The organism is Actinomadura decatromicini (assembly GCF_008121305.1).
GTDB lineage: Bacteria > Actinomycetota > Actinomycetes > Streptosporangiales > Streptosporangiaceae > Spirillospora > Spirillospora syzygii.
The window spans coordinates 111185-133302 of sequence record NZ_VSRQ01000014.1 but is presented as its reverse complement, the minus strand read 5'-3'; the positions used below and the strand labels follow the sequence as shown (position 1 = coordinate 133302).

Below are 22118 nucleotides of genomic sequence, written 5' to 3'. Positions count from 1 at the left end.
GCCGTGCGATCCTTGGGACGCAGGGCACACCCGCGCCGAGGGCGCCCGCGCGCGAGGCGCGCGCGCCCCGGCCGACGGCACGGAGGCTCCCGATGGAGAACGGCCCGGGCTATACGGCGCTCACGCCGCTCGCGTTCCTCGAACGGTCGGCGGAGGTGTTCCCCGGCAAGACGGCCTTCGTCCACGGGGACCGCCGCACCACCTACGCGGAGTTCGCGGCGGAGGCGACCCGGCTCGCGAACGCGCTGCGGGCGTCCGGGATCGGGCCGGGCGACCGGGTGGCCTACCTGGCGCCGAACGTGCCGGAGCTGCTCGTCGCGCACTTCGGCGTGCCGCTGGCCGGGGCCGTCCTCGTCGCGATCAACACGCGGCTGGCCCCGGACGAGATCCGCTACATCGTCGCCCACTCGGGCGCGAAGGCGCTGGTCGTGGACGCTGGGCTGCACCCGTCCGTCGCGCCGCTCGCGGGGGGCCTGCCGGAGGTCGTCACGATCCCGGCGGCCGGGGCCGGCCCCGACCCGGCGGTCGGCGGCATCGCCTACGCCGACCTGCTGGCGCGCGGCTCGGACGACCCGCCGTACTGGGGCGTCCAGGACGAGAACGCCGCCATCTCCATCAACTACACGTCCGGCACGACGGGACACCCGAAGGGCGTCGTCTACACCCACCGCGGCGCGTACCTGAACGCGCTCGGCGAGGTGCTCCACTCGCGGCACACGCCCGGCAGCGTCTACCTGTGGACGCTCCCCATGTTCCACTGCAACGGCTGGTGCACGCCGTGGGCGCTCGCCGCCGTCGGCGGGACGCAGATCTGCCTGCGCGCCGTTGACGCCGGGGAGGTGTGGCGGCTGATCGACGCCGAGGGCGTCACGCACCTGAACGGAGCGCCGACCGTCCTCGTGACGATCGCGAACGCGCCCGAGGCGCATCCGCTGCCCCGGCCGCTGACCGTCACGACGGCGGCCGCGCCGCCCAGCCCGAAGATCATCGCGCGGATGGAGGATCTCGGCGCGGAGATCGTCCACGTATACGGGCTGACGGAGACGTACGGGCCGTACTCGGTGTGCGAGCCGCAGCCCGGCTGGCCCGGCCTGGACGGCGCCGAGCGCGCCCGGCTGCTCGCCCGGCAGGGCGTCGGCATGGTCCAGACGGACGGCCTGCGCGTCGTCGACGCCGACATGCGCGACGTCCCCGCCGACGGCGAGACGCTCGGCGAGATCGTCATGCGCGGCAACAACGTCATGAAGGGCTACCACCGGGACGAGGAGGCCACCGCGCAGGCGTTCCGCGGCGGCTGGTTCCACTCCGGCGACCTCGGCGTCCGCCACCCGGACGGCTACGTCGAGCTGCGCGACCGGTCCAAGGACATCATCGTCTCCGGCGGCGAGAACATCTCCACCGTGGAGGTGGAGCGGGCCATCGACTCGCATCCGGCCGTGCTGGAGGTCGCGGTGGTGGCCGTCCCGGACGACAAGTGGGGCGAGCGCCCGAAGGCGTTCGTCGTGTTGCGCGACGGACACGCGGCGACGGAGGCGGAGCTGGTCGGGCACGTCCGCGAGAGCCTCGCCCGGTTCAAGGCGCCCGACCGGGTCGAGTTCGTGGCCGAGCTGCCGAAGACGTCCACCGGGAAGATCCAGAAGTTCCAGCTCCGCGAGAAGGAGTGGGCCGGCCGCGACCGGCGCGTCCAGGGCTGACGCGGGGCGCCGCGCGCGGGGCCGCCGAACCCGTTGCGGCGCGGGCCTTCCGGCATGTGAGGACCGCCGGTTCTCGGGAAGTGTTCCCACCGCCAGGGGCCGGACCCGCCGCCGAGGCCGAGAGGGGACCGCGATGCCGCCCACCGGCAAGCCGACCGGGAAGCCCGCCGGGGACGTGCTGATCGTCGGGGCGGGTCCCACCGGGCTCCTCCTCGCCGGGGACCTCGCCGCCGCCGGGATCCGCTGCACGGTGTTGGAGCGGCGCGCGGCGGCGGAGTCGAACCTGACGCGGGCGGTCGCCGTCCACGCCCGGACGCTCGAACTCCTCGACACGCGCGGCGTCGCCGATGCGCTGATCGCGACCGGCACGCGCGCCGACGTCCTGCGGGTGCTCGGCAGGACCGGCCTCGACCTGCGGCGGCTCCCCGGACGGTTCCCGTTCATGCTGGTCACGCCGCAGTACGAGACGGAGCGGGTGCTGCGCGAACGCGTCCTCGCGGCGGGCGCGGACATCGCGCACGGCGCGGAGGCGGTCGCGCTCCGCCAGGACGCGGCGGGCGTCGAGGTCGACGTCCGGACCGCGGACGGCGGCATCGCGACGCGCCGCGCGTCCTACGTCGTCGGCGCGGACGGCGTGCACAGCACGGTCCGCCGCGAGCTGGGGCTGCCGTTCCCGGGGCGCGCGGTCGTCCGGTCGGTGATGCTCGCCGACGTCCGGCTCCGCGACGCGCCCGCCGCCCCGCTGTTCGGGAACGCGGTCGGGGACGCGTTCGCGTTCCTCGTCTCGTTCGGGGACGGCCGCCACCGCGTCATCGCCTGGAACCGCCGCCACCAGCCGCCCGACTCCGAGCCGGTCGACGTGGGCGAGCTGCGCGACACGGTCCGCCGGGCGCTCGGCTCCGACCACGGCGTCCACGACGTGGTCTGGACGTCCCGGTTCCACAGCGACGAGCGGCAGGTCCCGCGCTACCGGGTGGGACGGGTGTTCCTCGCGGGCGACGCGGCGCACGTCCACTCCCCGGCGGGCGGGCAGGGAATGAACACCGGGCTGCAGGACGCCGCGAACCTCGGCTGGAAGCTCGCCGCGGAGCTGTGGGGCTGGGCGCCGTCGTGGCTGCTCGACAGCTACGACGAGGAGCGGCGCCCGGTCGGGCGGCAGGTCCTGCGCGGCAGCGGCGCGATGCTGAACGCCATGCTCGTCGAGCCGCGCTGGCTGCGTCTCGCCCGGACGGCCGGCGCGTGGGCGGCGGTGCGCGTCCCGCCGGTGGCGCGGCGGCTGGCGGGCGCGGTCTCCGGCATCGACATCGCCTACCCGGCGCCGCGCGGCGCGCACCGCCTCGCCGGGCGGCGGGCGCCCGACGTCGTCCTCGCGGGCAGCCCCGGACGGCTCTGCAAGCTGCTCGGCGACGGGCAGTTCGTGCTGGTCGTCGCGGCGAACGACCCGGCGGTGACCTACCTGGCGACCAAGCGGTGGGCGGGCCGCGTGCACTGTGCGCTCGCGGGCGCCGCGACCCGCACGACGGCGCTCGTCCGCCCGGACGGCCACATCGCGTGGGCGACCGACGAGACCGCGCCCGACCGGCGGGCCGCGGCGATCAGGGACGCGCTGAGCCACTGGTGCGGGCGTCCCACCGAACGGCCCGTGCGGGGGCCGGAGCACATCGGGAGCGTCCCCGGGGACGCCGCGGCCCGGGAGGAGCGGAGGACACGACCATGACGGACGGCACGGGGGGCCGGAACGTCGCGCGCGACGACAGGGGCGGCGGGGATAACGTCGCGCGGAAGCTGATCGCCGCGCATCTGGTGAGCGGCGAGATGGCGGCGGGGGCCGAGATCGGGCTGCGCGTCGACCAGACCCTGACCCAGGACGCGACCGGCACGATGGTGATGCTGGAGCTGGAGGCGCTCGACCTGGACCGCGTCCGCACGGACGTGTCCGTCCAGTACGTCGACCACAACCTGCTCCAGGCCGACGAGCGGAACATGGCCGACCACATCTTCCTGCGGTCGGCGTGCCGCCGGTACGGGCTCTGGTACTCGCGGCCGGGCAACGGCGTCTCGCATCCGACGCACATGCAGCGGTTCGGCGTGCCGGGCGCGACGCTCGCGGGCTCGGACTCGCACACCTGCGCCGCCGGGTCGCTCGGCATGCTCGCGATCGGCGTCGGCGGGCTGGAGACGGCGCTCGCGATGGCGGGGGAGCCGCTGCACCTGACGATGCCGGAGATCTGGGGCGTCCGGCTGACCGGGGAGCTGCCGCCCTGGCTGAGCGCGAAGGACGTGATCCTGGAGATGCTGCGGCGGCACGGCGTGCGCGGCGGCGTCAACCGGATCATCGAGTACCACGGGCCGGGGCTCGCGTCCCTGACCGCGATGGACCGGCACGTCATCGCGAACATGGGCGCCGAGCTGGGCGCGACGACGTCGGTGTTCCCGGCCGACGGGCGGGTGCTCGACTTCCTGCGCGGCGAGGGGCGCGCCGACGACTTCACCGAGATCACCGCCGATCCGGGCGCGTCCTACGACGTCGAGGACGAGATCGACCTGTCGGAGCTGGTGCCGCTGATCGCGCGTCCCGGCTCGCCGGGCGACGTGGTGCCGGTCCGGGACGTGGCGGGCGAGGACGTCCACCAGGTGGTCGTCGGGTCGTCGGCGAACCCGGGGCTGCGCGACTTCGCCGCCGTCGCCGCGATCGTCCGGGGCCGCCAGGTGGTCCCGGAGGTGTCGCTGGACGTGAACCCGACGTCCCGGCAGATCCTGCTCGACCTGACCCGGATGGGCGCGTCCGCCGACCTGATCCAGGCGGGCGCCCGCATCCACCAGGCCGGGTGCCTCGGCTGCATCGGCATGGGCCAGGCGCCCGCGATCGGCCGCAACAGCCTGCGGACGTTCCCGCGCAACTTCCCCGGACGCTCCGGCACCGCCGACGACCGGGTCTGGCTCTGCTCGCCGGAGACCGCCGCGGCCGCCGCGCTCACGGGCCGGATCACCGACCCGCGCGACCTCGGCGCGGCCCCGCCCGCCGTGGACCTGCCGGAGCGGTCGAGTCCCGGCCGCGACCTGCTGGAGGCCCCGCCGCCGGAGGACGAGGCGCGCCGCGTCGAGCTGGAGCGGGCGCCGAGCATCGGCGTCCTGCCCGAGCTGGACCCGCTGCCCGACGACCTCGAGGTCCCCGTCGTCATCAAGGTCGGGGACGACGTGTCGACCGACGAGATCCTCCAGGCGGGCGCCCGCGCCCTGCCGTTCCGCAGCGACATCGCGCGGCTCGCCGACTTCGCGTTCACCCGGCTCGACGAGGACTACCCGCGCCGGGCGCGGGAGGCCGGGCCGCACGCCGTCGTCGGCGGGCGCAACTACGGGCAGGGGTCGTCGCGGGAGCACGCCGCGATCGCGCCCCGCCACCTGGGGCTGCGGCTCGTCCTCGCCCGCGCCTACGCGCGGATCCACTGGCAGAACCTCGTCAACTTCGGCGTCCTGCCGCTGGAGTTCGCCGACGAGGGCGACTACGGCCGGGTCGGGCAGGGGGACGTGCTGCGCGTGGCGGGCGTCCGCGACGCGCTGGAGTCCGGCGCGGAGATCGAGGTCCGCAACGTCACCCGGGACGAGGCGTACCGGGCGCGGCACCGCCTCTCGCCCCGCCAGCGGGAGCTGGTCGCCGCCGGAGGCCAGATCCCGCTGCTGCGCGAACGCGCCGCCAGGAAGCGCTCAGGGCGTCAGTAGCGGCGTTCCTCGCGGCCGTAGCCGAGCTCCTCGGCCACGTCGGCGACGTTCTCGTACTCCCGCTTCGGCAGCCCCCGCAGCTCGTCGAGGGCGTCGCCCGGCGCGCCCGCCTCGGCCGCGTGCCGGACGAGCTCGTTCGGCCGCGCCGGATACCGGACGCCGGTGAGCATCCGGGCGAGGGCGCTGCGGCGCTCCACGTCCTGGGCGCTCATACCGGGCGGGGAGCCCTCGCGGTCGGACGCGGTGGCCGTCTCCGGATCGGCGGGGTAGTCGTCGGAGTACGGCTCGGTCTCCTTGAACTCCTCGGCGTGCGTCGGGTGGCCGCCGGTGACCATGCCCTGCGTCTCGCGGCCGATCTCGTCGTCCAGCCTCGGGCTGTGCTTGTCGCTCTGGTCGCTCTGGTCTCGCATCGTCCGTCCTCCGTGGCGCGTAGGGGACAGGCCATTCCCGGGCGGACGCCCCCAAACATCCGCCCGGGCGCGAGCCGTCAGGACTGGGACAGGCGGATCAACCGCAGGACGCGCCGGACCAGCGACTCCTGCCGCGTCCCGTCGCCGGAGGCGGCGGGCTCGGCCCGCTCCGCCTCCGCGGCGGGCGGCACGGGCTGGTCGGCGCCCAGCTCGTAGGTGACCGGAAGCGACCGCAGCCCCCGCATGATCGGCGACGACCGCCACGGCAGCTGGTCGGGCGGCAGCGCGAGCCGAAGCCCGGCGAACCGCTCGAACAGCCGCTCCACCGCGATCGTCGTGATGGACGTCGCGAGGTCGCGGCCGAGGCAGGCGTGCCCGCCCGCGCTCCACGCGAGGTGCGCGCGGGAGCTGTAGATCGAGTCGGGCCCGGCGCCGCCGGTGAACGCCGGGTCGAGGTGCGCGGCGGCGGGCGACACCATCACCGCGTCCCCGGCCGCGATCTGGAACCGGCCGACGCGCACGTCGACCTTGGGCCAGCGGGGCAGCAGGTTCGCGAACGGCGGGTGGGCCGCGGCGGCGCGGTTGATCGCCTCCTGGATCATGCCCGCCGACAGGCTGTCCCGGGCGCCGGTCTCGCCGATCAGCACCTCGGTGATGGTGTTGCAGATGAGCGTGCCGGTGACGTCGCCGACGACGCCCGCCATCAGCGCCATCTCGCGGGTCAGCTCCTCGACCGTCAGGTCCGGGACGGCGGCCAGCATGAACGACGGCAGGTCGCGGCCGGGGGAGACCTTCCGGGCCGCGCACACGGCGGCCATCTTCGCGTGCACCCGGCCCCACGCCTCGCCGGAGTCCGGGCCCGCGTCGATCGCCCGCCACAGGTCCATGATCAGCTCGTCGTAGCCGGGCGTCTCGCCGAGCAGCCGCCCCATGACGAGCAGCGGCAGCGGGCGCGCATACTGGGCGGACAGGTCGGCCCAGCCGGTCCGGCCGTTCTCGGCGAGGACGGTGATCAGCTCGTCGGCGTGCCGCCGGACGTCCCGCTCCATGTCCTTGGCCTCGGGCCGGGTGCGGTCCTGGAAGGGACGCAGCCCGGCGCTCCACGCGCTGCGCAGGCGGGTGGAGTCGGCGCCGTCCATGAACGTCGAGTGGCCGGTCTCCACCAGGGGCAGCATCGGCCAGTCGGGCGGCACCGAGCCCTCCCGGTAGGCGCGCCACGAGTCCAGCCTGCGGCTCCAGACGCCGCGGGTGTCGCGCAGGATGTCGAGGGTCTGCGCGTAGCCGATGACGAGCCAGACCGGCACGCCCAGCACGTCGACGGGCGCGACCGGCCCGTACTCCAGGCGCAGCCGCTCGTAGAAGAGGGCCGGACGGGACTCGTAGTCGCGGTTCAGCAGCGGTCGGACGGCGAGCGACTCCAACGGAGGATGGGCGGATGCGGTCCCTGCCTGGGACTCCGCACGCATGTTCGGGGGTTCCACGAGCATAGACTTTAGAGAAGAACGTTCACATTCGGACCGTTTCTGCGGGAATCTCTGCAAGTCGGGCGCGTACGGGGGCCCGGATGACCCCGGCGCCCGGGGTATGTGAGGCTAGGGATGCCCCTATGACCGAGAGCTGGAGGTCCGCATGGCCGAGTCGTCAGGAGAACCCGAGAACGGCGAGGACGACGTGAAGCGCAGGTTCCGGGAGGCCCTGGAGCGCAAGCGCGGGGAAGCGGGCAAGAACACCGGCGGCTCCGGCCGGAGCGGCTCGAAGGTGCGGGGGACGCACGACCGCGCCGACCGGCAGCGGCAGTTCCGCCGCAAGAGCGGCTGATCCCGCCCGCCGCCGACCCCCGCGAGGACGGCGCGGGGGTCCGCCCGTCTCCGCGGGCGCGCGCCTCCCCGGAGCCGGGCGCCCGGCCGCGGGGAGGCGTCCCGGCTCAGCTCTGGTACAGCTTCTTCGAGTAGTTGGCCTCGGAGTAGTAGTGCTCCAGCTCCTCGACGGTCTCGTCGACGGGCTGCATCTCCTTCACGAGGCGCGCGTGCGACGGCAATGCGTCCGGCTCCCACGTCTCCGGCTTCCACAGCTTCGAGCGCATCAGCGCCTTCGCGCAGTGGAAGAAGATCTGCTCGATCTCCACGACCAGCGCGAGGGACGGCCGGTGCCCCTTGACGACCAGGTCGTCGAAGAACGGCGCGTCCCGGACGAGCGTCGCCCGCCCGTTGATCCGCAGCGTCTCGCCGCGTCCCGGGATCAGGAAGATCAGTCCGACGCGCGGGTTGGCGAGGATGTTGAGGAAGCCGTCGGCGCGGCGGTTGCCCGGCCGGTCCGGGACGACGATCGTCGTGTCGTCCAGCACGTGCGCGAACCCCGGCGGGTCGCCCTTCGGGGACACGTCGCAGTTCCCCTCGGCGTCGGCGGTCGCGATGAGGCAGAACGGCGACTGCGCGAGCCAGTCGCGGTCCCGCTCGTGCAGCACCGTGCGCTCCTTCGTGACGGCCCGCGGCATCGGCGCGCCGAGCAGTTCGCGCAGCTCGCCGGGGGACGTGATCGCAGTGAACTCGGAGGCGACCGGCATCGCCCCTCCTTCCGCCGAGAATCGGAAGATCAGCCTAACCGGGCAGCTTTCGGACGTCCCGCCCCGGGGTCCGGCCCGCGCCGGACATTCCAGCCGGTACGCCATTGTCATTCCGCTCGCGCCGAAACCGGGTGCCTGTGCGATCGGCGGTTATTCAAGCGATACAGAAGAGAAGTTTGACTAATCTTGACAGCTTTCTCGCCGTTTTCATCTAATGGACCGTCTCCGTGAATGGTGACCCTGGGTGAAACGAGGCATCGATGAACGGACGCTCGCCGCGCCGGCGGCTGGTCCCGATCCTCGCCGCCGCCGCGGGCGTGCTGGTCCTCACCGGTGTCGGCGCCTACGCGTTCGCCGAGATCGCGGGCTGCGCCTCCGAGGACCGCATCACCCTGGACGTCGCCGTCGCCCCGGAGCTCCTGCCCGGCCTGGACGGCGCGGCCCGCCGCTTCGAACGCTCCACCGGCACCTGCGCGCGGGTCCGGCTGCAGGGCGTCGACCCGGCGGCGGTGAGCACGTCCCTGTCCGGCCGGGACGAGGGCGCGCGACCGGACGCCTGGATCCCCGACTCGACCTTCTGGACGGCCTTCGCCAAGCCCTCGTACACCGGCGGATCGGTGGCGCGCAGCCCGATCGTCCTCGCGACGGCGGCGCCGGCCGACCCGTCCTGGAAGCTGCTGCTCGGACCGGCCGCCGCCGCCGTCAGCGAGCGCCCGCCGACCGGTCCGGCCGGGCCGCGCCCGCAGGTCCCGGACCCGACGAGGAGCGCGGTCGGGCTGGCGGCGCTGCTGATGGCCGACCGGCTGCTCGCGGTCGTCCCGGACGGGCGGGCCGTGTTCACCGGGCTCGTCCGCGCCGTCCGGGAGACGACCGCGCCGACCGTGGACGAGGCGCTCGGCTCGAAGGACGCCGTCGAGGGAGGCGCGGTCGTGGTCGCGTCCGAGCAGGCGGTGTTCGAGCACAACCGGCGCGGCCTCGGCCCGCGCGCGTACGGCGGCGTCCCGAACGAGGGCACGCTGTCGCTCGACTACCCGTTCACGATCGTCACCCGCGACCGCGGCCGGGTGTCGGCGGCGAAACGGCTCGAACGTGTGCTCCTCGCCCGCGAAACCCGCGAGGACGTGCGGAGACTGGGATTCGACCCGGACGACCAGGAGGGCGCGCGGCCGCCCGGGACGGCCGACGTCCGCCGCGTCGCGGAGGCGTACGCCCGGCTCGCCCTGCCCACCCGGCTGCTCGTCCTGTTCGATGTGTCCGGCTCGATGGCGGAGCGGGTCGCGCCGGGCCTCGACCGGCTCCAGGCCACCGCCCACGTCGGGCAGGCCGGGCTGCAACTGCTCGCCGACGACAGCGAACTCGGCGTCTGGGAGTTCTCCACCCGGCTCCGCGGCTCCCGCGACTGGGCGGAGCGGGTGCCGATCGCGCCGCTCGGCGACCGCGTCGGGTCGGTCACCCAGCGGCAGCGCATCCTCACCGACCTCGGCGCGCTCCGGGTGCGGCGCGACGGCGACACCGGGCTGTACGAGTCGCTGCTCGCCGCGTTCCGCGAGATGAAGCGCGGCTACAAGCCGGAGATGGTGAACACCGTCCTCGTGTTCACCGACGGCCGCAACGACGACGAGGGCGGGCCGAGCTTCGCGCAGACCCTCGCCGGCCTCGAAGCCGAGTACGACCCGACGCAGCCCGTCCAGGTGATCCTCCAGGGCTTCGGCGAGGACGTGGACGTGAACCTGCTGACGCGGCTCGCCGAGGCCACCCACGGCGTCGTCCAGGTCGCGCGGACGCCCCAGGAGAGCAGGCGGCTGCTCCTGGAGGCGATGTCCCGGCGCGTCTGCACGCCGAACTGCTGACGCCGGGCGGCACGCGGAGCGCGCCCGCCGGTCAGGCGCGGGGCGCGTAGCGGCGGACGCCGGGCCCGCCGCGCCCCGCGCCGTCCTCGTGCGCGTCCAGGACGCCCTGGTCGGTGAGGACGTCCAGGTGCGCGTCGATCTCCAGGACGGCCAGCATCCGGCTGAACGCGTCCAGGTCGGACAGGGCGCGGCGGCGGCGCGTCCAGGGCATGGCGGCGGCCACCTCGAAGGCCGTCCGGCAGCCCGCGCGGACCCGCTCGGCGGCGGCGTCCAGGCGTTCGGCGTGGTGCTCCAGCAACTGGTCGACGCGGGTGTGGACGCTCGGCGCGACCGGCCCGTGCGCGGGCAGCAGCAGCGTGTCGGGCATGCCGCGGACCAGCCGCAGCGAGTCCAGGTAGCTGCGCAGCGGCTTGCGCTCCGGCTCGGTCTCCAGCCCGATGGACGGCGTGATGTGCGGCAGGACGTGGTCGCCCGCGAACAGCAGCCCGGCCGCCGCGTCCCGCAGGACGACGTGGCCGCGCGTGTGGCCGGGCGTGGCGAACACGTCCAGGCCGCGCCCGCCCAGCGCGACCCGCTCGCCGTCGTCCAGCCAGGCGTCGGGGAGGGTGTGCGGGACGTCCTGCTCGGACCGCTGGACCGCCATCCCGGCGATCTCGGCGGCCAGCGCGTCCGCGCCGCAGCGGCGCAGCAGCTCCACCTGGCGCGGGTGCAGGCCCTTGCTCGTGTCGAACGCCTCGATGGACGGACGCTCGCCCCGCCCGATGCGCACCCGCGTCCCGAACGACTCGCGCAGCGCGAGGGCCTGCGAGTAGTGGTCCCAGTGGGCGTGGGTGACGAGGAACTGCGTCACGTCGTCCAGGCGGTGGCCGAGGGAGCGGAGGCCGTCCGCCAGGGACGCCCGCGCGTCCGGCATCGCCCAGCCGGAGTCGATCACGACGAGGCCGGCGGCGTCCTCGATCACGTACACGTTGACGGCGTGCAGGGAGGGGATCGGCAGCGGCAGCGGGACGCGGTGCACGCCCGCCGCCACGGGATGGGCGCCCGGTTCGGTCCAGTCCGTCGGCTGCTCCACGACCGGTGCCGTCACCGCGCGCTCCCCTCGTCCGCCTGATCTTCCGTAACTGGAATGACGTTCGGCCCGACTTTATTTCATCGTGACCCTCCGGCCCGGAGCGGGGCCGGTGCGGCGGGTCAGCCGTGCCGGGCGTCGCGGTCGGCGGCGCGGCGGGCGTCCCGGGCGGCGTCGCGGGCCTCGCGCGCCGCCTCCGCCGCCCGCGTCCGGTTCTGCTCGGCCCGCTCGGCCCGGCGGATCGCGGCGTCCCGGGCGGCGACGGCCTCGTCCAGCTCGTGGCGGAGCCGCCCGACCCTGGCGGACGCCTCGTCGGCCTCCCGCCGCGCCTCGTCCGCCCGCGCCTCGCGCTCGGCGAGCTTGCGCTCCGCCTCCTCGGCGCGTCTGCCCAGCGTCTCGGCCCGCCGGGCGCGGGCGGTGCTCGTGCGGGTGACGTTGGAAGCGGGCTGCTCCCGTTCCTTTTCCTTTTTCTTCTTCTTGTCCTTCTTCGGCGGCTTCTCTCCGGCGGGCGGCTCGGCGCGCTCCGGCGGGGCCATCGGGAACCCGGCCGGGACGAACCCCGAGTGGCTGCGCGGCTGGGCCAGCCGTCCCGCGCGGACCTCCTCGGCGATGTCCGCGTCCACGGTGGCGGCCTGGAGGGTGTCCTCCACCTCGCGGAGCGCCTGCTCGCGCAGCGGGTTGCCCGCGTCCGCCGCGAGGTCGCCCGCCGCGCGGACCAGCGTCCGCACGAGCCGGGCCCGGCGCTGCTCCAGGTCGCCTAGGCCGCCGCCCGTTCCCCAGGCGGCGCGCAGTTCGTCCCCGACGTCGAGGAGGTCCGCGAGGTCGTCGGCGGCCGAGCGGGCGAGCAGGTTCACCGCCCAGGCCGACAGCGTCGGGCGGCGCAGCGCCCCGATCCGCTTGGCGAGCGCCCCGTCGCCCGCCGCCTTCGCCTCGCCCGCGAGCCGCGTCCGTGCGGCCACGAACCCGGCGGGCGGGACGCCGTACAGCTCGCCGGCGGCGCTGGTGAAGTCCACGTTCCGATCTTTACCCGTCCCGCGCCGTCCCCGACCGGCCTGGACGGGACCGGTCCGCCGAACATATACTCGTCTGCGAGTACTCGTCCACGAGGAGGCGTGATGGCCAAGCGGCGCAAGGTGAGCAACCTGCTGGGGCTCGCCGTGCTGTCGACCGTCTCCGCCAGGCCGATGCACCCGTACGAGATGGCCTCCCTGATGCGCGCTCGCGGCAAGGAGCACGACATGGACATCAAGTGGGGCTCGCTCTACACCGTCGTGGGCAACCTGGAGAAGCACGGCTTCCTCGCCGTGGAGGGCAGCGACCGCAAGGGCGCCCGCCCGGAGCGGACCGTCTACCGCATCACGGACGCGGGCCGCGACGAGCTGGCCGACTGGGTCCGGGAGCTGATCGGGGAGCCCGTCCGGGAGCGGCCCCGGTTCGAGGCCGGGCTGTCGGTCCTCGGCGCGCTCGGCCCGGACGAGACCGCCGCCCTGCTGCGCCGCCGCCTCGACCTGATGGAGCGGCAGATCGCGGACGACGAGGCCGGTCTCGCGGCCGCGTCCGACGTCCCCCGGCTCTTCCTGATCGAGACCGAGTACGACCTCGCGATCAGGCGCGCCGAGATCGCGTGGGTGCGCGGCTTCCTCGCCGAGATCGAGGACGGCACCCTCCCGAACCTCGACCTCTGGCGGGCCTTCCACGAGACCGGGGAGCTCCCGCCGGAGCTCAGGGAGCTGGCGGAGAGGGGAGCGGCCGGGGAGTAGCGCGAGAGAGGCCCGGCGGCGGTGCGGCAACACCGTCCGCCGGGCCGGAGAACCCACCGCCGAGAACCCGCGCGGAGCGCGGCCCGGGCGGCGAGCACGCAGTTCAAGCCTATCCGGGTCGCTCCGTCCGGCACGCCTTCCGAAACACCGAGACGACCATCACGGAGACGACCATGGCGCACGCCATCGAGGCCGAGGGCCTCGTCAAGACCTATCCTGGTGACGTCCGGGCCCTGGACGGGCTCGCCGTCACCGTCGGCCGGGGCGAGATCCTCGGCCTGCTCGGCCCGAACGGGGCGGGCAAGTCCACCACCGTCAAGATCCTCACCACGCTGATCCGGCCGGACGCGGGCGCCGCCGCCGTCGCCGGGCACGACGTGCTGCGCCGCCCGGACCGGGTGCGGCGCGTCATCGGCGTGGTGTCGCAGCGCTCCGGCGCCGACCCGGACGCGAGCGGCGTCGCGAACCTCGTCCTGCAGGGGCGCCTCTACGGGCTCGGCGGGGGAGACGCCCGGCGCCGCGCCGCCGAGCTGCTCGCACGGTTCGGGCTGGAGGACGCCGCGTCCCGGCCGGTGAAGACCTACTCGGGCGGGATGCGCAGGCGGCTCGACGTCGCGCTCGGGCTCGTCCACCGCCCGCAGGTGCTCTTCCTGGACGAGCCCACCACCGGCCTCGACCCGGAGGCCCGCGCCTCGATGTGGGCCGAGATCGCGCGGCTCGCCGGGGACGACGCCCTCGCCATCCTGCTCACCACCCACTACCTGGAGGAGGCCGACCGGCTGGCGCAGAGGCTCGCGATCGTCGACCGTGGGCGCGTCGTCGCCGAGGGAACGCCCGACGGGCTCAAGGGCGAGCTGCGCGGCGACGCCGTCCACGTGGAGTGGGCGGAGGCGCCGCCCGAGGCGCTGGTCCGCGAGGCGCTCGGCCGCCTGCCCGGCGTCCGGGAGGTCGTCGTGGACGGGCCCCGGCTCAGCGCCCGCGCCGACGACGGGGCGGCGGCCGTGCCCGCCGTGCTCGCCGCGCTCGACCAGGCGGGCGCCCCGGCGGCGGCGGCGACCGTCGCGCGGCCGTCCCTGGACGACGTCTACCTCCGCTACGCCGGACGCCGGTTCGCGCACGCCGACGCCGCGCAGACCCCCGAGCCCGCCGCCGGAGGTGCCCGATGACCGCGTTGGTGACCGGTACCTGGTGGATGACCCATCGGCGGCTGACGGCGCTGCTCCGTAACCCGGCCGTCCTCGTGCTGACGCTGGCGCAGCCGATGATCTGGCTGTTCCTGTTCGGCGAGCTGTTCAAGAAGATCGTTGAGCTGCCCGGGTTCGGGACTCAGTCGTACATCGACTACATCGTCCCGGGCGTCGTGATCATGAACGCGGTGTCGCTGAACTCGTTCGCCGGGATGGCGACCATGGACGAGATCGAGCGCGGCACCCTGAACCGGTTCCTCGTCACGCCGGTGCGGCGCAGCGCGATCGCCAACGCGGGCGTCGTCGAGCAGGCGATCAGCACGGCGTTCCAGTCGCTGGTGATCGTCCTGCTGGGATGGGCGGCGGGCGCGCACTACCCGGGCGGGGCGGCGGGGCTGCCCGTGCTCGTCGCGGCGGCCGTGCTGGTCGGGGTCGTCCTCGCCGCGCTGTCCAACACCCTCGCGCTGCTGGTGCGCGACCGGAACACGATCATCGGCCTGAACGTGATGCTGCTGCTGCCGCTCACGTTCCTGTCGTCGGCGTTCATGGCGAAGGGCCTGATGCCGCCGTGGATCCGGCACGTGTCGGCGGCGAACCCGGTGAGCTGGGCGCTGGACGCCGCCCGCGCCGCGCTGTCCGACGACCCCGACTGGGGCTCGGCCGCGCTGCACGGGACGTGGCTGCTCGTCCTGACCGTCGCGGCCGTGAGCCTGGCGATCTTCTCGTTCCGCAGCTACCAGAGGTCGCAGTGACTCAGCCGGTAGTGACTCAGCCGGTAGTGACTCAGCGGGTGTCGAGGAAGCGGTCCAGCACGCGGGTGCCGAACGCCAGCCCGTCCAGCGGGACGCGCTCGTCCACGCCGTGGAACATGCCGGAGTAGTCGAGGTCCGCGCCGAGGGCCAGCGGGGTGAAGCCGAAGCTCGTGACGCCGATCCGGTGGAACGACTTCGCGTCCGTGCCGCCCGCCATCACGTACGGGACGGGGCGGGCGGCCGGGTCCTCGGCGCGGAGCGCGGCGGCCAGCGCGGCGAACGTCGGGCCCTCCGGGTCGGCCGCCGGGGCCTCCTCGTGGTTGACGAACTCGCGGGTGACCTTCGGGCCGAGGAGCCGGTCGACGGTGGCGAGGAACTCGTCGCCGGTGCCGGGCAGGAAACGTCCATCGACCTGCGCGGACGCCGTGCCGGGCACCACGTTGACCTTGTATCCGGCGTCCAGCCGGGTCGGGGTGGCGGAGTTGCGGACCGTCCCGGCGAACAGGCGTCCGACGCCGCCGAGCCGCGCGGCCTCCGCGTCCAGCCGGTCGTGGTCGATGGTCGTGCCGAGGGCGTCGGCCAGGCCGTCCAGCAGGGCGCGGACGCCCGGCGTCAGCCGCACCGGCCACTCGTGCGCGGCCAGCCGCGACACGGCGTGCGCCAGTTCGGCGACCGGGTTGTCGGGCGCGGGCTTCGACCCGTGCCCGGCGGTCCCGCGCGCGGTCAGCTTCATCCAGGCGGTGCCGCGCTCGCCGGTCGCGATCGGGTAGATCCGCGCGCCGCCCGCCTCGACGCTGAACCCGCCCGACTCGCTGATCGCCTCTGTGCAGTCCGCGAAGAACTCGCGGTGCTCTCGGGCGACGTACCGGGAGCCGTACTCGCCGGTGCACTCCTCGTCGGCGAGGAACGCCAGCACCAGGTCGCCGCGCGTGCGCCGCCCCTCGCGCAGCCGCCGCCGGACGGTCGCCAGCGTCATCGCGAGGGCGCCCTTCATGTCGACGGCGCCGCGTCCCCACACGCAGCCGTCGCGGATCTCCCCGGAGAACGGCGGAACGGTCCACTCGGCCGGGTCGGCGGGCACCACGTCCAGGTGCCCGTGGACGAGGAACGGCGGATGCGTCGGATCGGTGCCGGGCAGCCGGGCCAGCACGCTCGCGCGGCCGGGCGCGGACTCGACGACCACCGGGGCGACGCCGACCTCGTCCAGCAGCCCGGCGACGTGCTCGGCGGCCGGGCGCTCCGGCCGCGCCACGCCCTCGCCCCGGTTCGTCGTGTCGAAGTTGATCAGGTCGGCGCAGATCTCGACCGCTTCCGACGCCGCCCGCTCGGCGCCCGGTGAATCGTCGCGCACCTCCACTCCCATCCACCCCTTTCGGAACAAACCTTCATTTTCCTCAGCCGCTGACCTGTGTCAACGAATGATCAAGAACGTCTCGATCCGGTTTCGACTCCGTCAGCGGCGTATCCAAACGGTCACCGCGAGTACGACGCTGCCAGCAATCTAGGTGCGGCGGGCGGCCAAGCGCCCGCGGCGCGACGGTGCGAGGGGCCTGCGAGGGACCGAGGAGGAGCATGACCAGCCAGAGGGGTGCCGGAAGGGGGCCGCGCCGGACGGCCGCCGGACTCGCCGCGGCGGCGCTCGCCGCGGCGCTCGGCCTGTCGGCGTGCGGCGGGGGCGACGCGGGCGCGAGCGACGGCACGTTCACGGTGGGCCATCCCGAGCCCGACCACCTGGTGCCGGGCAACACCACGAGCAGCTACTCGTTCGACGTGCTCAGCGGCCTGTTCGACAACCTGGTCGGGTTGAAGCCCGACGGGACGTCCTACAACCTGGCCGCCGAGTCGGTGATCAGCGACGACCAGAAGGTCTGGACGATCAAGATCAGGCCGGGCCAGAAGTTCCACAACGGCGAGCCGGTGACCGCGCGGAGCTTCGCGGACGGCTGGAACAACGCCGCCTACGGCCCGAACGCCTACGGGGCCAACGACTACTTCTCGCATTTCCAGGGGTACGCCGACATGAACCCCGAGGACGAGAAGGCGAAGCCGAAGGCCGACACGCTGTCCGGCGTGAAGGTCGTCGACCAGGGCACGCTCAAGGTCACGCTGACCGACCCGTTCAACCAGTTCCCGCTCCTGCTGACGTATCCGGCTTTCGCGCCGATGCCGCAGGCCGGACTGAAAGACCTCAAGACGTTCGACGTCCATCCGATCGGCAACGGCCCGTACAAGATGGACGGGAACTGGGAGCGCAACAGGCAGGTGCGGCTCGTCCCGTTCGACGGCTACACCGGGCCGCGCAAGCCGAAGAACAAGGGCGTCGTCTGGAAGAGCTATTCCAGCGCCGACACCGCCTACACCGACCTGCGCGCCGGGCGCGTCGACGTGCTGCAGACGATCCCGGCCGCGAAGGTGCCCGAGGCGAAGCGGCTGCTCGGCGAGCAGTACCTGCCCCGCAGGATGGGCACGATGGACTACCTCGGATTCCCGCTCTGGGACCCCCGGTTCGCGAGCCCCGATCTGCGCAAGGCCATCTCGATGGTGATCGACAGGCAGGGCATCAACAAGGCCGTCTACAACGGCGACTACCTCCCCGCCGACTCGCTCCTCCCCGCCATCATCGAGGGGCACCGACCGAACGCCTGCGGCGAAGCCTGCACTTTCGACCCGGCGAAGGCGAAGCAACTGTTCCAGAAGGCCGGAGGGTTCAAGGGGACGCTGGAACTGTACTTCTCCAACGCCCAGCCGACCTACGCCCAATGGATGCAGATCGTCGCGAACTCGCTGCGGCAGAACCTCGGGATCAAGGACATCCAGTTCCGGCAGGTGCCCGCGTCCGACTACTTCTCCATGCTGAACAAGCACGAGGAGAAGGGCCCCTACCGGCAGAACTGGGAGGCCGACTACCCGAGCGCCCAGAACTACCTGGAGAACATGTGGAGCTCCGGGAGCAACCGCATGGGCTGGAAGAGCAAGGAGTTCGACGACCTCATCGCCCAGGCCAACCGGACGCCCGACCGCGCCGCCGCGCTCGGGCTCTACCAGCGGGCCGAGGACGTCGCCGTCCGCGAGCTGCCGATGATCCCGCTGTGGACGTGGGCGGGCCAGGGCGGACGCTCCGACCGCGTCGACCACGTGACCATCACCCCGTGGGCGACCGGCCTGGTCGTCAACGAAGTGACGGTGAAGTAACCGGCGATGTGGCGCTACGCCCTCCGGCGGCTCCTCCAGGCGGTCCCGGTGTTCATCGGCACCACGCTGCTGATCTACGCGATGGTGTTCGCGCTGCCCGGCGACCCGATCCAGGCGCTCGCCGGGGACAAGCCCGTCCCGGAGAACGTCCTGCAGACGCTCCGCGAGCGGTACAACCTGAACGACCCGCTGCTCATCCAGTACGGCAAGTACATGTGGGGGCTCGCGCACGGCGACCTCGGCGAGAACTACACGGGTCAGAGCGTGTCGGAGATGCTCGGCGGCCGCTGGACGGTCACCGCGCAGCTCGCGCTCACCGCGTGGATCTTCGAGATGGCGGTCGGGATCGCGCTCGGCACGTGGGCGGGGCTGCGCCGGGGCAGGCTCGCCGACACGCTCGTCCTCGGCGGGACGACCCTCGTCATCGCGGTGCCGGTGTTCGTCCTCGGGTACACGGCGCAGCTCCTGTTCGGGCTGCACTGGAAGATCTTCCCGACCGCCGGGACGGACGACGGCTGGCCGATGAGCTACATCCTGCCCGGCGTCGTCCTCGGCTCGCTCGGCCTGTCGTACGTGGCGCGGCTGACCCGGACGAGCCTCGCCGAGAACCTGCGCGCCGACTACGTCCGCACCGCCAACGCCAAGGGGCTGTCGCGGGCGCGGGTCGTCGGGCGGCACGCGCTGCGCAACTCGCTGATCCCGGTCGTCACCTACCTCGGCGTCGACTTCGGGAACCTGATGGGCGGCGCGATCGTGACCGAGGGGATCTTCAACCTGCCCGGCATCGGGCAGCAGGTGTTCACGTCCATCCAGCTCAAGGAGGGGCCGGTGGTGGTCGGCGCGGTCACCGTGCTGGTCCTGATCTTCCTGCTGGTCAACCTGGTCGTGGACCTGCTGTACGGCGTCCTCGACCCGAGGATCCGGTATGAGTGAGGGCCCGATGACGGCGCTGGAGCCGGACGGCGCGGCGGTCGCGGTCGCGGGCGGCGGGATCGGCCGCGCCTCGCTGTGGGACGACGCCTGGCGCGACCTTCGCCGCCGCTGGGTGTTCTGGGGATCGGCGGCGATCCTCGCGCTGGTGACGCTGATGGCGGCCGTGCCCAGGTTGTTCACCGCGAAGGGACCGAACGAGGGCTGCGACCCGAACGTGTCCAAGCTCGGGCCGTCCGGCGCGCACTGGTTCGGCACCGACCTCGCGGGCTGCGACTACTACGCGCAGGTCGTGCACGGAGCCCGCCCGACGCTGCTGATCGGCGCCGCCGTCACGCTGGTCGCGCTGCTGATCGCCGTGCTGTTCGGGACGCTCGCCGGGTACTTCGGCGGCGTCGCGGACGCGCTGATCGCCCGGCTCACCGACGTGTTCTTCGGGCTGCCGTTCGTGCTCGGCGCCACGGTGATCCTCGTCGCGTTCCCCGGGCACGGCATGTGGGCGATGACGCTGGTGCTCGTCCTGCTCGGCTGGACGACGATGATCCGCATCATGCGCGGCCAGGTCATCTCCGTGCGGGACGCCGACTACGTGCAGGCGGCGCGGCTGCTCGGCGCGTCCGACCGGCGGATCATGGCCCGGCACGTGCTGCCGAACGCGATCGCCCCGGTGATCGTCGTCGCGACGCTCAACGTCGGCCACGTGATCGTGGGGGAGGCGACGCTCGACTTCCTCGGCGTCGGCCTCCAGTACCCGGAGGTGTCCTGGGGCCTCCAGCTCGGCCAGGCCAAGGACTTCGTCGTCGACCACCCGCACCTGCTGGCCTTCCCGGGGGCGTTCCTGTCGGCGACGGTGCTCAGCTTCCTGATGCTCGGCGACGCCGTCCGCGACGCCCTCGACCCGAGACTGCGGTGACGCCCATGACCGAAGCGACGACCGGCGCGAAGGGCTCGGCGAAGGGCTCGGCGAAGGGCTCCGCGGTCCCGGCGCCGCGCCCGGACGCCCCGCTCCTGGAGGTCGACGACCTGCACGTCCGGTTCCGGGTGCGCGGGCAGGACGTCCACGCCGTGAACGGCCTCTCCTACACCCTCGACGAGGGCGAGACGGTCGCGATCCTGGGGGAGTCGGGGTCGGGCAAGAGCGTCGCGGCGCAGGCCGTGATGGGCATCCTCGACGTCCCGCCCGCGAGGATCGAACGCGGTTCCGTGAAACTGCGCGGCACGGAACTGCTCGGCCTGCCGGAGCGGCGGCGACGCGAGTACCGGGGCGACCGCGTCGCCATGGTCTTCCAGGACGCGCTGACCGCCCTCAACCCGGTCTTCACCGTCGGGGACCAGATCCGCGAGCTGTACCGGGTGCGGCGCGGCCTCGGCCGCAAGGAGTCGAAGGCCAAGGCGATCGAGCTGATGGAGCGGGTGCGGATCCCGTCCGCCGCGCGGCGGCTCGGCGACCATCCGCACCAGTTCTCCGGCGGCATGCGGCAGCGCATCATGATCGCGATGGCGCTGGCGCTGGAGCCGGACGTCCTCATCGCGGACGAGCCGACCACCGCGCTCGACGTGACCGTCCAGGCGCAGATCATGCGGCTGCTCGCCGACCTCCAGGACGAGCTGCGCATGGGCATGGTGCTGATCACCCACGACCTCGGCGTCGTCGCCGGGGTCGCGGACCGGATCGTCGTCATGTACGCCGGGTCGGTCGCGGAGCGGGCGCCCGCCCGCGCGCTGTACGCGCGTCCCGCCCACCCGTACACGCGGGGGCTGCTGGCGTCGGTCCCGCGGCTCGACCGGCGCGGCGGCCCGCTGCTGCCGATCAAGGGGGCGCCGCCGGACCCGGCCGCGCTGCCGTCCGGGTGCCCGTTCCACCCGCGCTGCCCGCGCGCCGAGGCGGTGTGCGCGGCCGAGCGGCCGCCGCTCGTCGCGGTCGCGCCCGGGCACGAGGCCGCCTGCCACTTCGCCGCGGAGGTCCACGGTGCCGAACCCGAGTGACGACCCGATCCTGCGGGTGGAGGGCCTCGCCAAGCACTACCCGGTGACCCGCGGCGTCGTGGTGAAACGCGCGGTCGGGCGGGTCAGGGCCGTGGACGGCGTCGACCTCGAACTGCGCCGCGGCGAGACGCTCGGCGTCGTCGGCGAGTCCGGCTGCGGGAAGTCGACGCTGGCGAGGCTGCTGCTCGCGGCGGAGCGCCCGACCGCCGGGACGGTCCGCTTCGACGGCCGCGACGTGTTCGCCATGCGCCGGCCGGAGTTGCGGGCGCTGCGCCGCCGCATCCAGATGGTGTTGCAGGACCCGTACTCGTCCCTCAACCCGCGCATGACGGTCGGGGACATCGTGGGGGAGCCGTTCGCGATCCATCCGGAGGTCGCCCCCAAGGGAGAGCGGCGGAAGCGCGTCCAGGAACTGCTGGAGCTGGTCGGGCTCGACCCAGGGCACGTCAACCGGTATCCGCACCAGTTCTCGGGCGGGCAGCGGCAGCGCGTCGGGATCGCCCGCGCCCTCGCGCTGCGGCCGGACGTCGTCGTGTGCGACGAGCCGGTGTCCGCGCTGGACGTGTCCGTCCAGGCGCAGGTGATGAATTTGCTCGCCGAACTGCAACGCGAACTCGGGCTCTCCTACGTGTTCATCGCGCACGATTTGGCGGCCGTCCGGCAAATCTCGGACCGGATCGCCGTCATGTACCTCGGCAAGGTCATCGAGACGGGCGACGAGGAGCAGATCTACGAGCATCCGACCCACCCGTACACGCAGGCGCTGCTGTCGGCCGTCCCCGTGCCCGACCCGGACGCGCCCGGCTGGACGAGGCGGATCCAGCTCGAAGGGGAGCCGCCGTCGCCGCTCGACCCGCCGTCCGGCTGCCGCTTCCGCACCCGCTGCTGGAAGGCCGAGGCGGTCTGCGCGGACGACGAGCCCGCGCTGGCGGAGCGGGACGGCTCGGCCCACCCGAGCGCCTGCCACTTCGCCGCCGAGGACGCCGTCCCGGAGCCGACCTGACG

At 73.8% G+C, this 22118-nt stretch carries 19 protein-coding genes; 13 read left to right on the top strand and 6 right to left on the bottom strand.

From position 1 onward, the window contains the following. Nucleotides 1–92: 92 nt before the first annotated feature. From FXF68_RS41050 to FXF68_RS41040, 3 genes are all read left to right on the top strand, one after another. Nucleotides 93–1694 carry an acyl--CoA ligase family protein gene (locus tag FXF68_RS41050; RefSeq protein ID WP_148768227.1) on the top strand — a complete coding sequence of 534 codons (1602 nt, stop codon included), beginning with the start codon at nt 93–95 and terminating at the stop codon, nt 1692–1694. Nucleotides 1695–1827: 133 nt separating this feature from the next. After that, nucleotides 1828–3411 (top strand): FAD-dependent monooxygenase, encoded by a 1584-nt coding sequence (locus FXF68_RS41045; RefSeq protein WP_148768226.1) that lies wholly within the window; start codon nt 1828–1830, stop codon nt 3409–3411. Continuing rightward, nucleotides 3408–5414 (top strand): aconitate hydratase, encoded by a 2007-nt coding sequence (locus FXF68_RS41040; protein WP_148768225.1) that lies wholly within the window; start codon nt 3408–3410, stop codon nt 5412–5414. The genes FXF68_RS41045 and FXF68_RS41040 overlap by 4 nt, the downstream gene beginning before the upstream one ends. Here the strand turns inward: FXF68_RS41040 and FXF68_RS41035 are convergent. Beyond that, on the bottom strand, nt 5408–5824 hold the full coding sequence (locus FXF68_RS41035; RefSeq protein WP_148768224.1) for a DUF2795 domain-containing protein: 417 nt from the start codon (nt 5822–5824) through the stop codon (nt 5408–5410). The two genes, FXF68_RS41040 and FXF68_RS41035, sit on opposite strands and share 7 nt — an antisense overlap. Nucleotides 5825–5901: 77 nt before the next feature. Then, nucleotides 5902–7245 carry a cytochrome P450 family protein gene (locus tag FXF68_RS41030; RefSeq protein WP_222870340.1) on the bottom strand — a complete coding sequence of 448 codons (1344 nt, stop codon included), beginning with the start codon at nt 7243–7245 and terminating at the stop codon, nt 5902–5904. A gap of 208 nt (nt 7246–7453) precedes the next feature. On the opposite strand from FXF68_RS41030, the gene FXF68_RS41025 reads away from it, so the two are divergent. Continuing rightward, the gene (locus FXF68_RS41025; protein ID WP_148768223.1) at nt 7454–7642 is read left to right on the top strand and encodes a DUF5302 domain-containing protein; all 189 of its coding nucleotides are present in this window, start codon (nt 7454–7456) and stop codon (nt 7640–7642) included. A gap of 106 nt (nt 7643–7748) precedes the next feature. Here the strand turns inward: FXF68_RS41025 and FXF68_RS41020 are convergent, their stop codons facing one another. Further along, on the bottom strand, nt 7749–8387 hold the full coding sequence (locus FXF68_RS41020; protein WP_148768222.1) for a pyridoxamine 5'-phosphate oxidase family protein: 639 nt from the start codon (nt 8385–8387) through the stop codon (nt 7749–7751). 260 nt (nt 8388–8647) lie between these two features. Between FXF68_RS41020 and FXF68_RS41015 the strand changes: the two genes are divergently transcribed. After that, nucleotides 8648–10237: a substrate-binding domain-containing protein gene (locus tag FXF68_RS41015; RefSeq protein ID WP_148768221.1), complete on the top strand. Its 1590-nt coding sequence runs from the start codon at nt 8648–8650 to the stop codon at nt 10235–10237. 31 nt (nt 10238–10268) lie between these two features. On the opposite strand, the gene FXF68_RS41010 is transcribed toward FXF68_RS41015, so the two are convergent. After that, the gene (locus FXF68_RS41010) at nt 10269–11324 is read right to left on the bottom strand and encodes an MBL fold metallo-hydrolase (RefSeq protein ID WP_148768220.1); all 1056 of its coding nucleotides are present in this window, start codon (nt 11322–11324) and stop codon (nt 10269–10271) included. 104 nt (nt 11325–11428) lie between these two features. Continuing rightward, on the bottom strand, nt 11429–12319 hold the full coding sequence (locus FXF68_RS41005) for a hypothetical protein (protein WP_148768219.1): 891 nt from the start codon (nt 12317–12319) through the stop codon (nt 11429–11431). A 102-nt stretch (nt 12320–12421) separates the two neighbouring features. Here FXF68_RS41005 and FXF68_RS41000 point away from each other — a divergent pair, with 102 nt between their 5' ends. The 3 genes from FXF68_RS41000 (at nt 12422) to FXF68_RS40990 (ending at nt 15005) form a co-directional block, all read left to right on the top strand. Beyond that, nucleotides 12422–13066 carry a PadR family transcriptional regulator gene (locus FXF68_RS41000; RefSeq protein WP_148768218.1) on the top strand — a complete coding sequence of 215 codons (645 nt, stop codon included), beginning with the start codon at nt 12422–12424 and terminating at the stop codon, nt 13064–13066. A gap of 173 nt (nt 13067–13239) precedes the next feature. After that, nucleotides 13240–14232, top strand: coding sequence for an ATP-binding cassette domain-containing protein (locus FXF68_RS40995; RefSeq protein ID WP_148768217.1), 993 nt, complete (start codon nt 13240–13242; stop codon nt 14230–14232). After that, nucleotides 14229–15005, top strand: coding sequence for an ABC transporter permease (locus tag FXF68_RS40990; RefSeq protein WP_148768216.1), 777 nt, complete (start codon nt 14229–14231; stop codon nt 15003–15005). The genes FXF68_RS40995 and FXF68_RS40990 overlap by 4 nt, the downstream gene beginning before the upstream one ends. A gap of 31 nt (nt 15006–15036) precedes the next feature. Here FXF68_RS40990 and FXF68_RS40985 read toward each other — a convergent pair whose 3' ends face one another. Further along, nucleotides 15037–16368 carry a M20/M25/M40 family metallo-hydrolase gene (locus FXF68_RS40985; protein WP_148768215.1) on the bottom strand — a complete coding sequence of 444 codons (1332 nt, stop codon included), beginning with the start codon at nt 16366–16368 and terminating at the stop codon, nt 15037–15039. A gap of 209 nt (nt 16369–16577) precedes the next feature. Between FXF68_RS40985 and FXF68_RS40980 the strand changes: the two genes are divergently transcribed. Genes FXF68_RS40980 through FXF68_RS40960 form a run of 5 tightly spaced genes read left to right on the top strand, consistent with a single transcriptional unit; the run spans nt 16578 to nt 22116 of the window. Beyond that, nucleotides 16578–18197: a peptide ABC transporter substrate-binding protein gene (locus tag FXF68_RS40980; protein ID WP_148768214.1), complete on the top strand. Its 1620-nt coding sequence runs from the start codon at nt 16578–16580 to the stop codon at nt 18195–18197. A gap of 6 nt (nt 18198–18203) precedes the next feature. Continuing rightward, nucleotides 18204–19130, top strand: coding sequence for an ABC transporter permease (locus tag FXF68_RS40975; protein WP_148768213.1), 927 nt, complete (start codon nt 18204–18206; stop codon nt 19128–19130). Next, nucleotides 19123–20040 carry an ABC transporter permease gene (locus FXF68_RS40970; RefSeq protein ID WP_246179223.1) on the top strand — a complete coding sequence of 306 codons (918 nt, stop codon included), beginning with the start codon at nt 19123–19125 and terminating at the stop codon, nt 20038–20040. Before FXF68_RS40975 ends, FXF68_RS40970 begins: the two co-directional genes overlap by 8 nt. Before the next feature lie 5 nt (nt 20041–20045). After that, complete coding sequence (locus FXF68_RS40965; RefSeq protein WP_148768212.1) at nt 20046–21113, top strand: ABC transporter ATP-binding protein; 1068 nt, start codon at nt 20046–20048, stop codon at nt 21111–21113. Further along, nucleotides 21097–22116 (top strand): ABC transporter ATP-binding protein, encoded by a 1020-nt coding sequence (locus tag FXF68_RS40960; protein ID WP_148768211.1) that lies wholly within the window; start codon nt 21097–21099, stop codon nt 22114–22116. The genes FXF68_RS40965 and FXF68_RS40960 overlap by 17 nt, the downstream gene beginning before the upstream one ends. The last annotated feature ends 2 nt before the right edge of the window (nt 22117–22118 follow it).

Coding starts and splice junctions, on each gene's coding strand:
- FXF68_RS41050 (WP_148768227.1), top strand. CDS start 93: ATGGAGAACGGCCCGGGCTATACGGCGCTCACGCCGCTCGCGTTCCTC.
- FXF68_RS41045 (WP_148768226.1), top strand. CDS start 1,828: ATGCCGCCCACCGGCAAGCCGACCGGGAAGCCCGCCGGGGACGTGCTG.
- FXF68_RS41040 (WP_148768225.1), top strand. CDS start 3,408: ATGACGGACGGCACGGGGGGCCGGAACGTCGCGCGCGACGACAGGGGC.
- FXF68_RS41035 (WP_148768224.1), bottom strand. CDS start 5,824: ATGCGAGACCAGAGCGACCAGAGCGACAAGCACAGCCCGAGGCTGGAC.
- FXF68_RS41025 (WP_148768223.1), top strand. CDS start 7,454: ATGGCCGAGTCGTCAGGAGAACCCGAGAACGGCGAGGACGACGTGAAG.
- FXF68_RS41020 (WP_148768222.1), bottom strand. CDS start 8,387: ATGCCGGTCGCCTCCGAGTTCACTGCGATCACGTCCCCCGGCGAGCTG.
- FXF68_RS41015 (WP_148768221.1), top strand. CDS start 8,648: ATGAACGGACGCTCGCCGCGCCGGCGGCTGGTCCCGATCCTCGCCGCC.
- FXF68_RS41000 (WP_148768218.1), top strand. CDS start 12,422: ATGGCCAAGCGGCGCAAGGTGAGCAACCTGCTGGGGCTCGCCGTGCTG.
- FXF68_RS40995 (WP_148768217.1), top strand. CDS start 13,240: ATGGCGCACGCCATCGAGGCCGAGGGCCTCGTCAAGACCTATCCTGGT.
- FXF68_RS40990 (WP_148768216.1), top strand. CDS start 14,229: ATGACCGCGTTGGTGACCGGTACCTGGTGGATGACCCATCGGCGGCTG.
- FXF68_RS40985 (WP_148768215.1), bottom strand. CDS start 16,368: ATGGGAGTGGAGGTGCGCGACGATTCACCGGGCGCCGAGCGGGCGGCG.
- FXF68_RS40980 (WP_148768214.1), top strand. CDS start 16,578: ATGACCAGCCAGAGGGGTGCCGGAAGGGGGCCGCGCCGGACGGCCGCC.
- FXF68_RS40975 (WP_148768213.1), top strand. CDS start 18,204: ATGTGGCGCTACGCCCTCCGGCGGCTCCTCCAGGCGGTCCCGGTGTTC.
- FXF68_RS40970 (WP_246179223.1), top strand. CDS start 19,123: ATGAGTGAGGGCCCGATGACGGCGCTGGAGCCGGACGGCGCGGCGGTC.
- FXF68_RS40965 (WP_148768212.1), top strand. CDS start 20,046: ATGACCGAAGCGACGACCGGCGCGAAGGGCTCGGCGAAGGGCTCGGCG.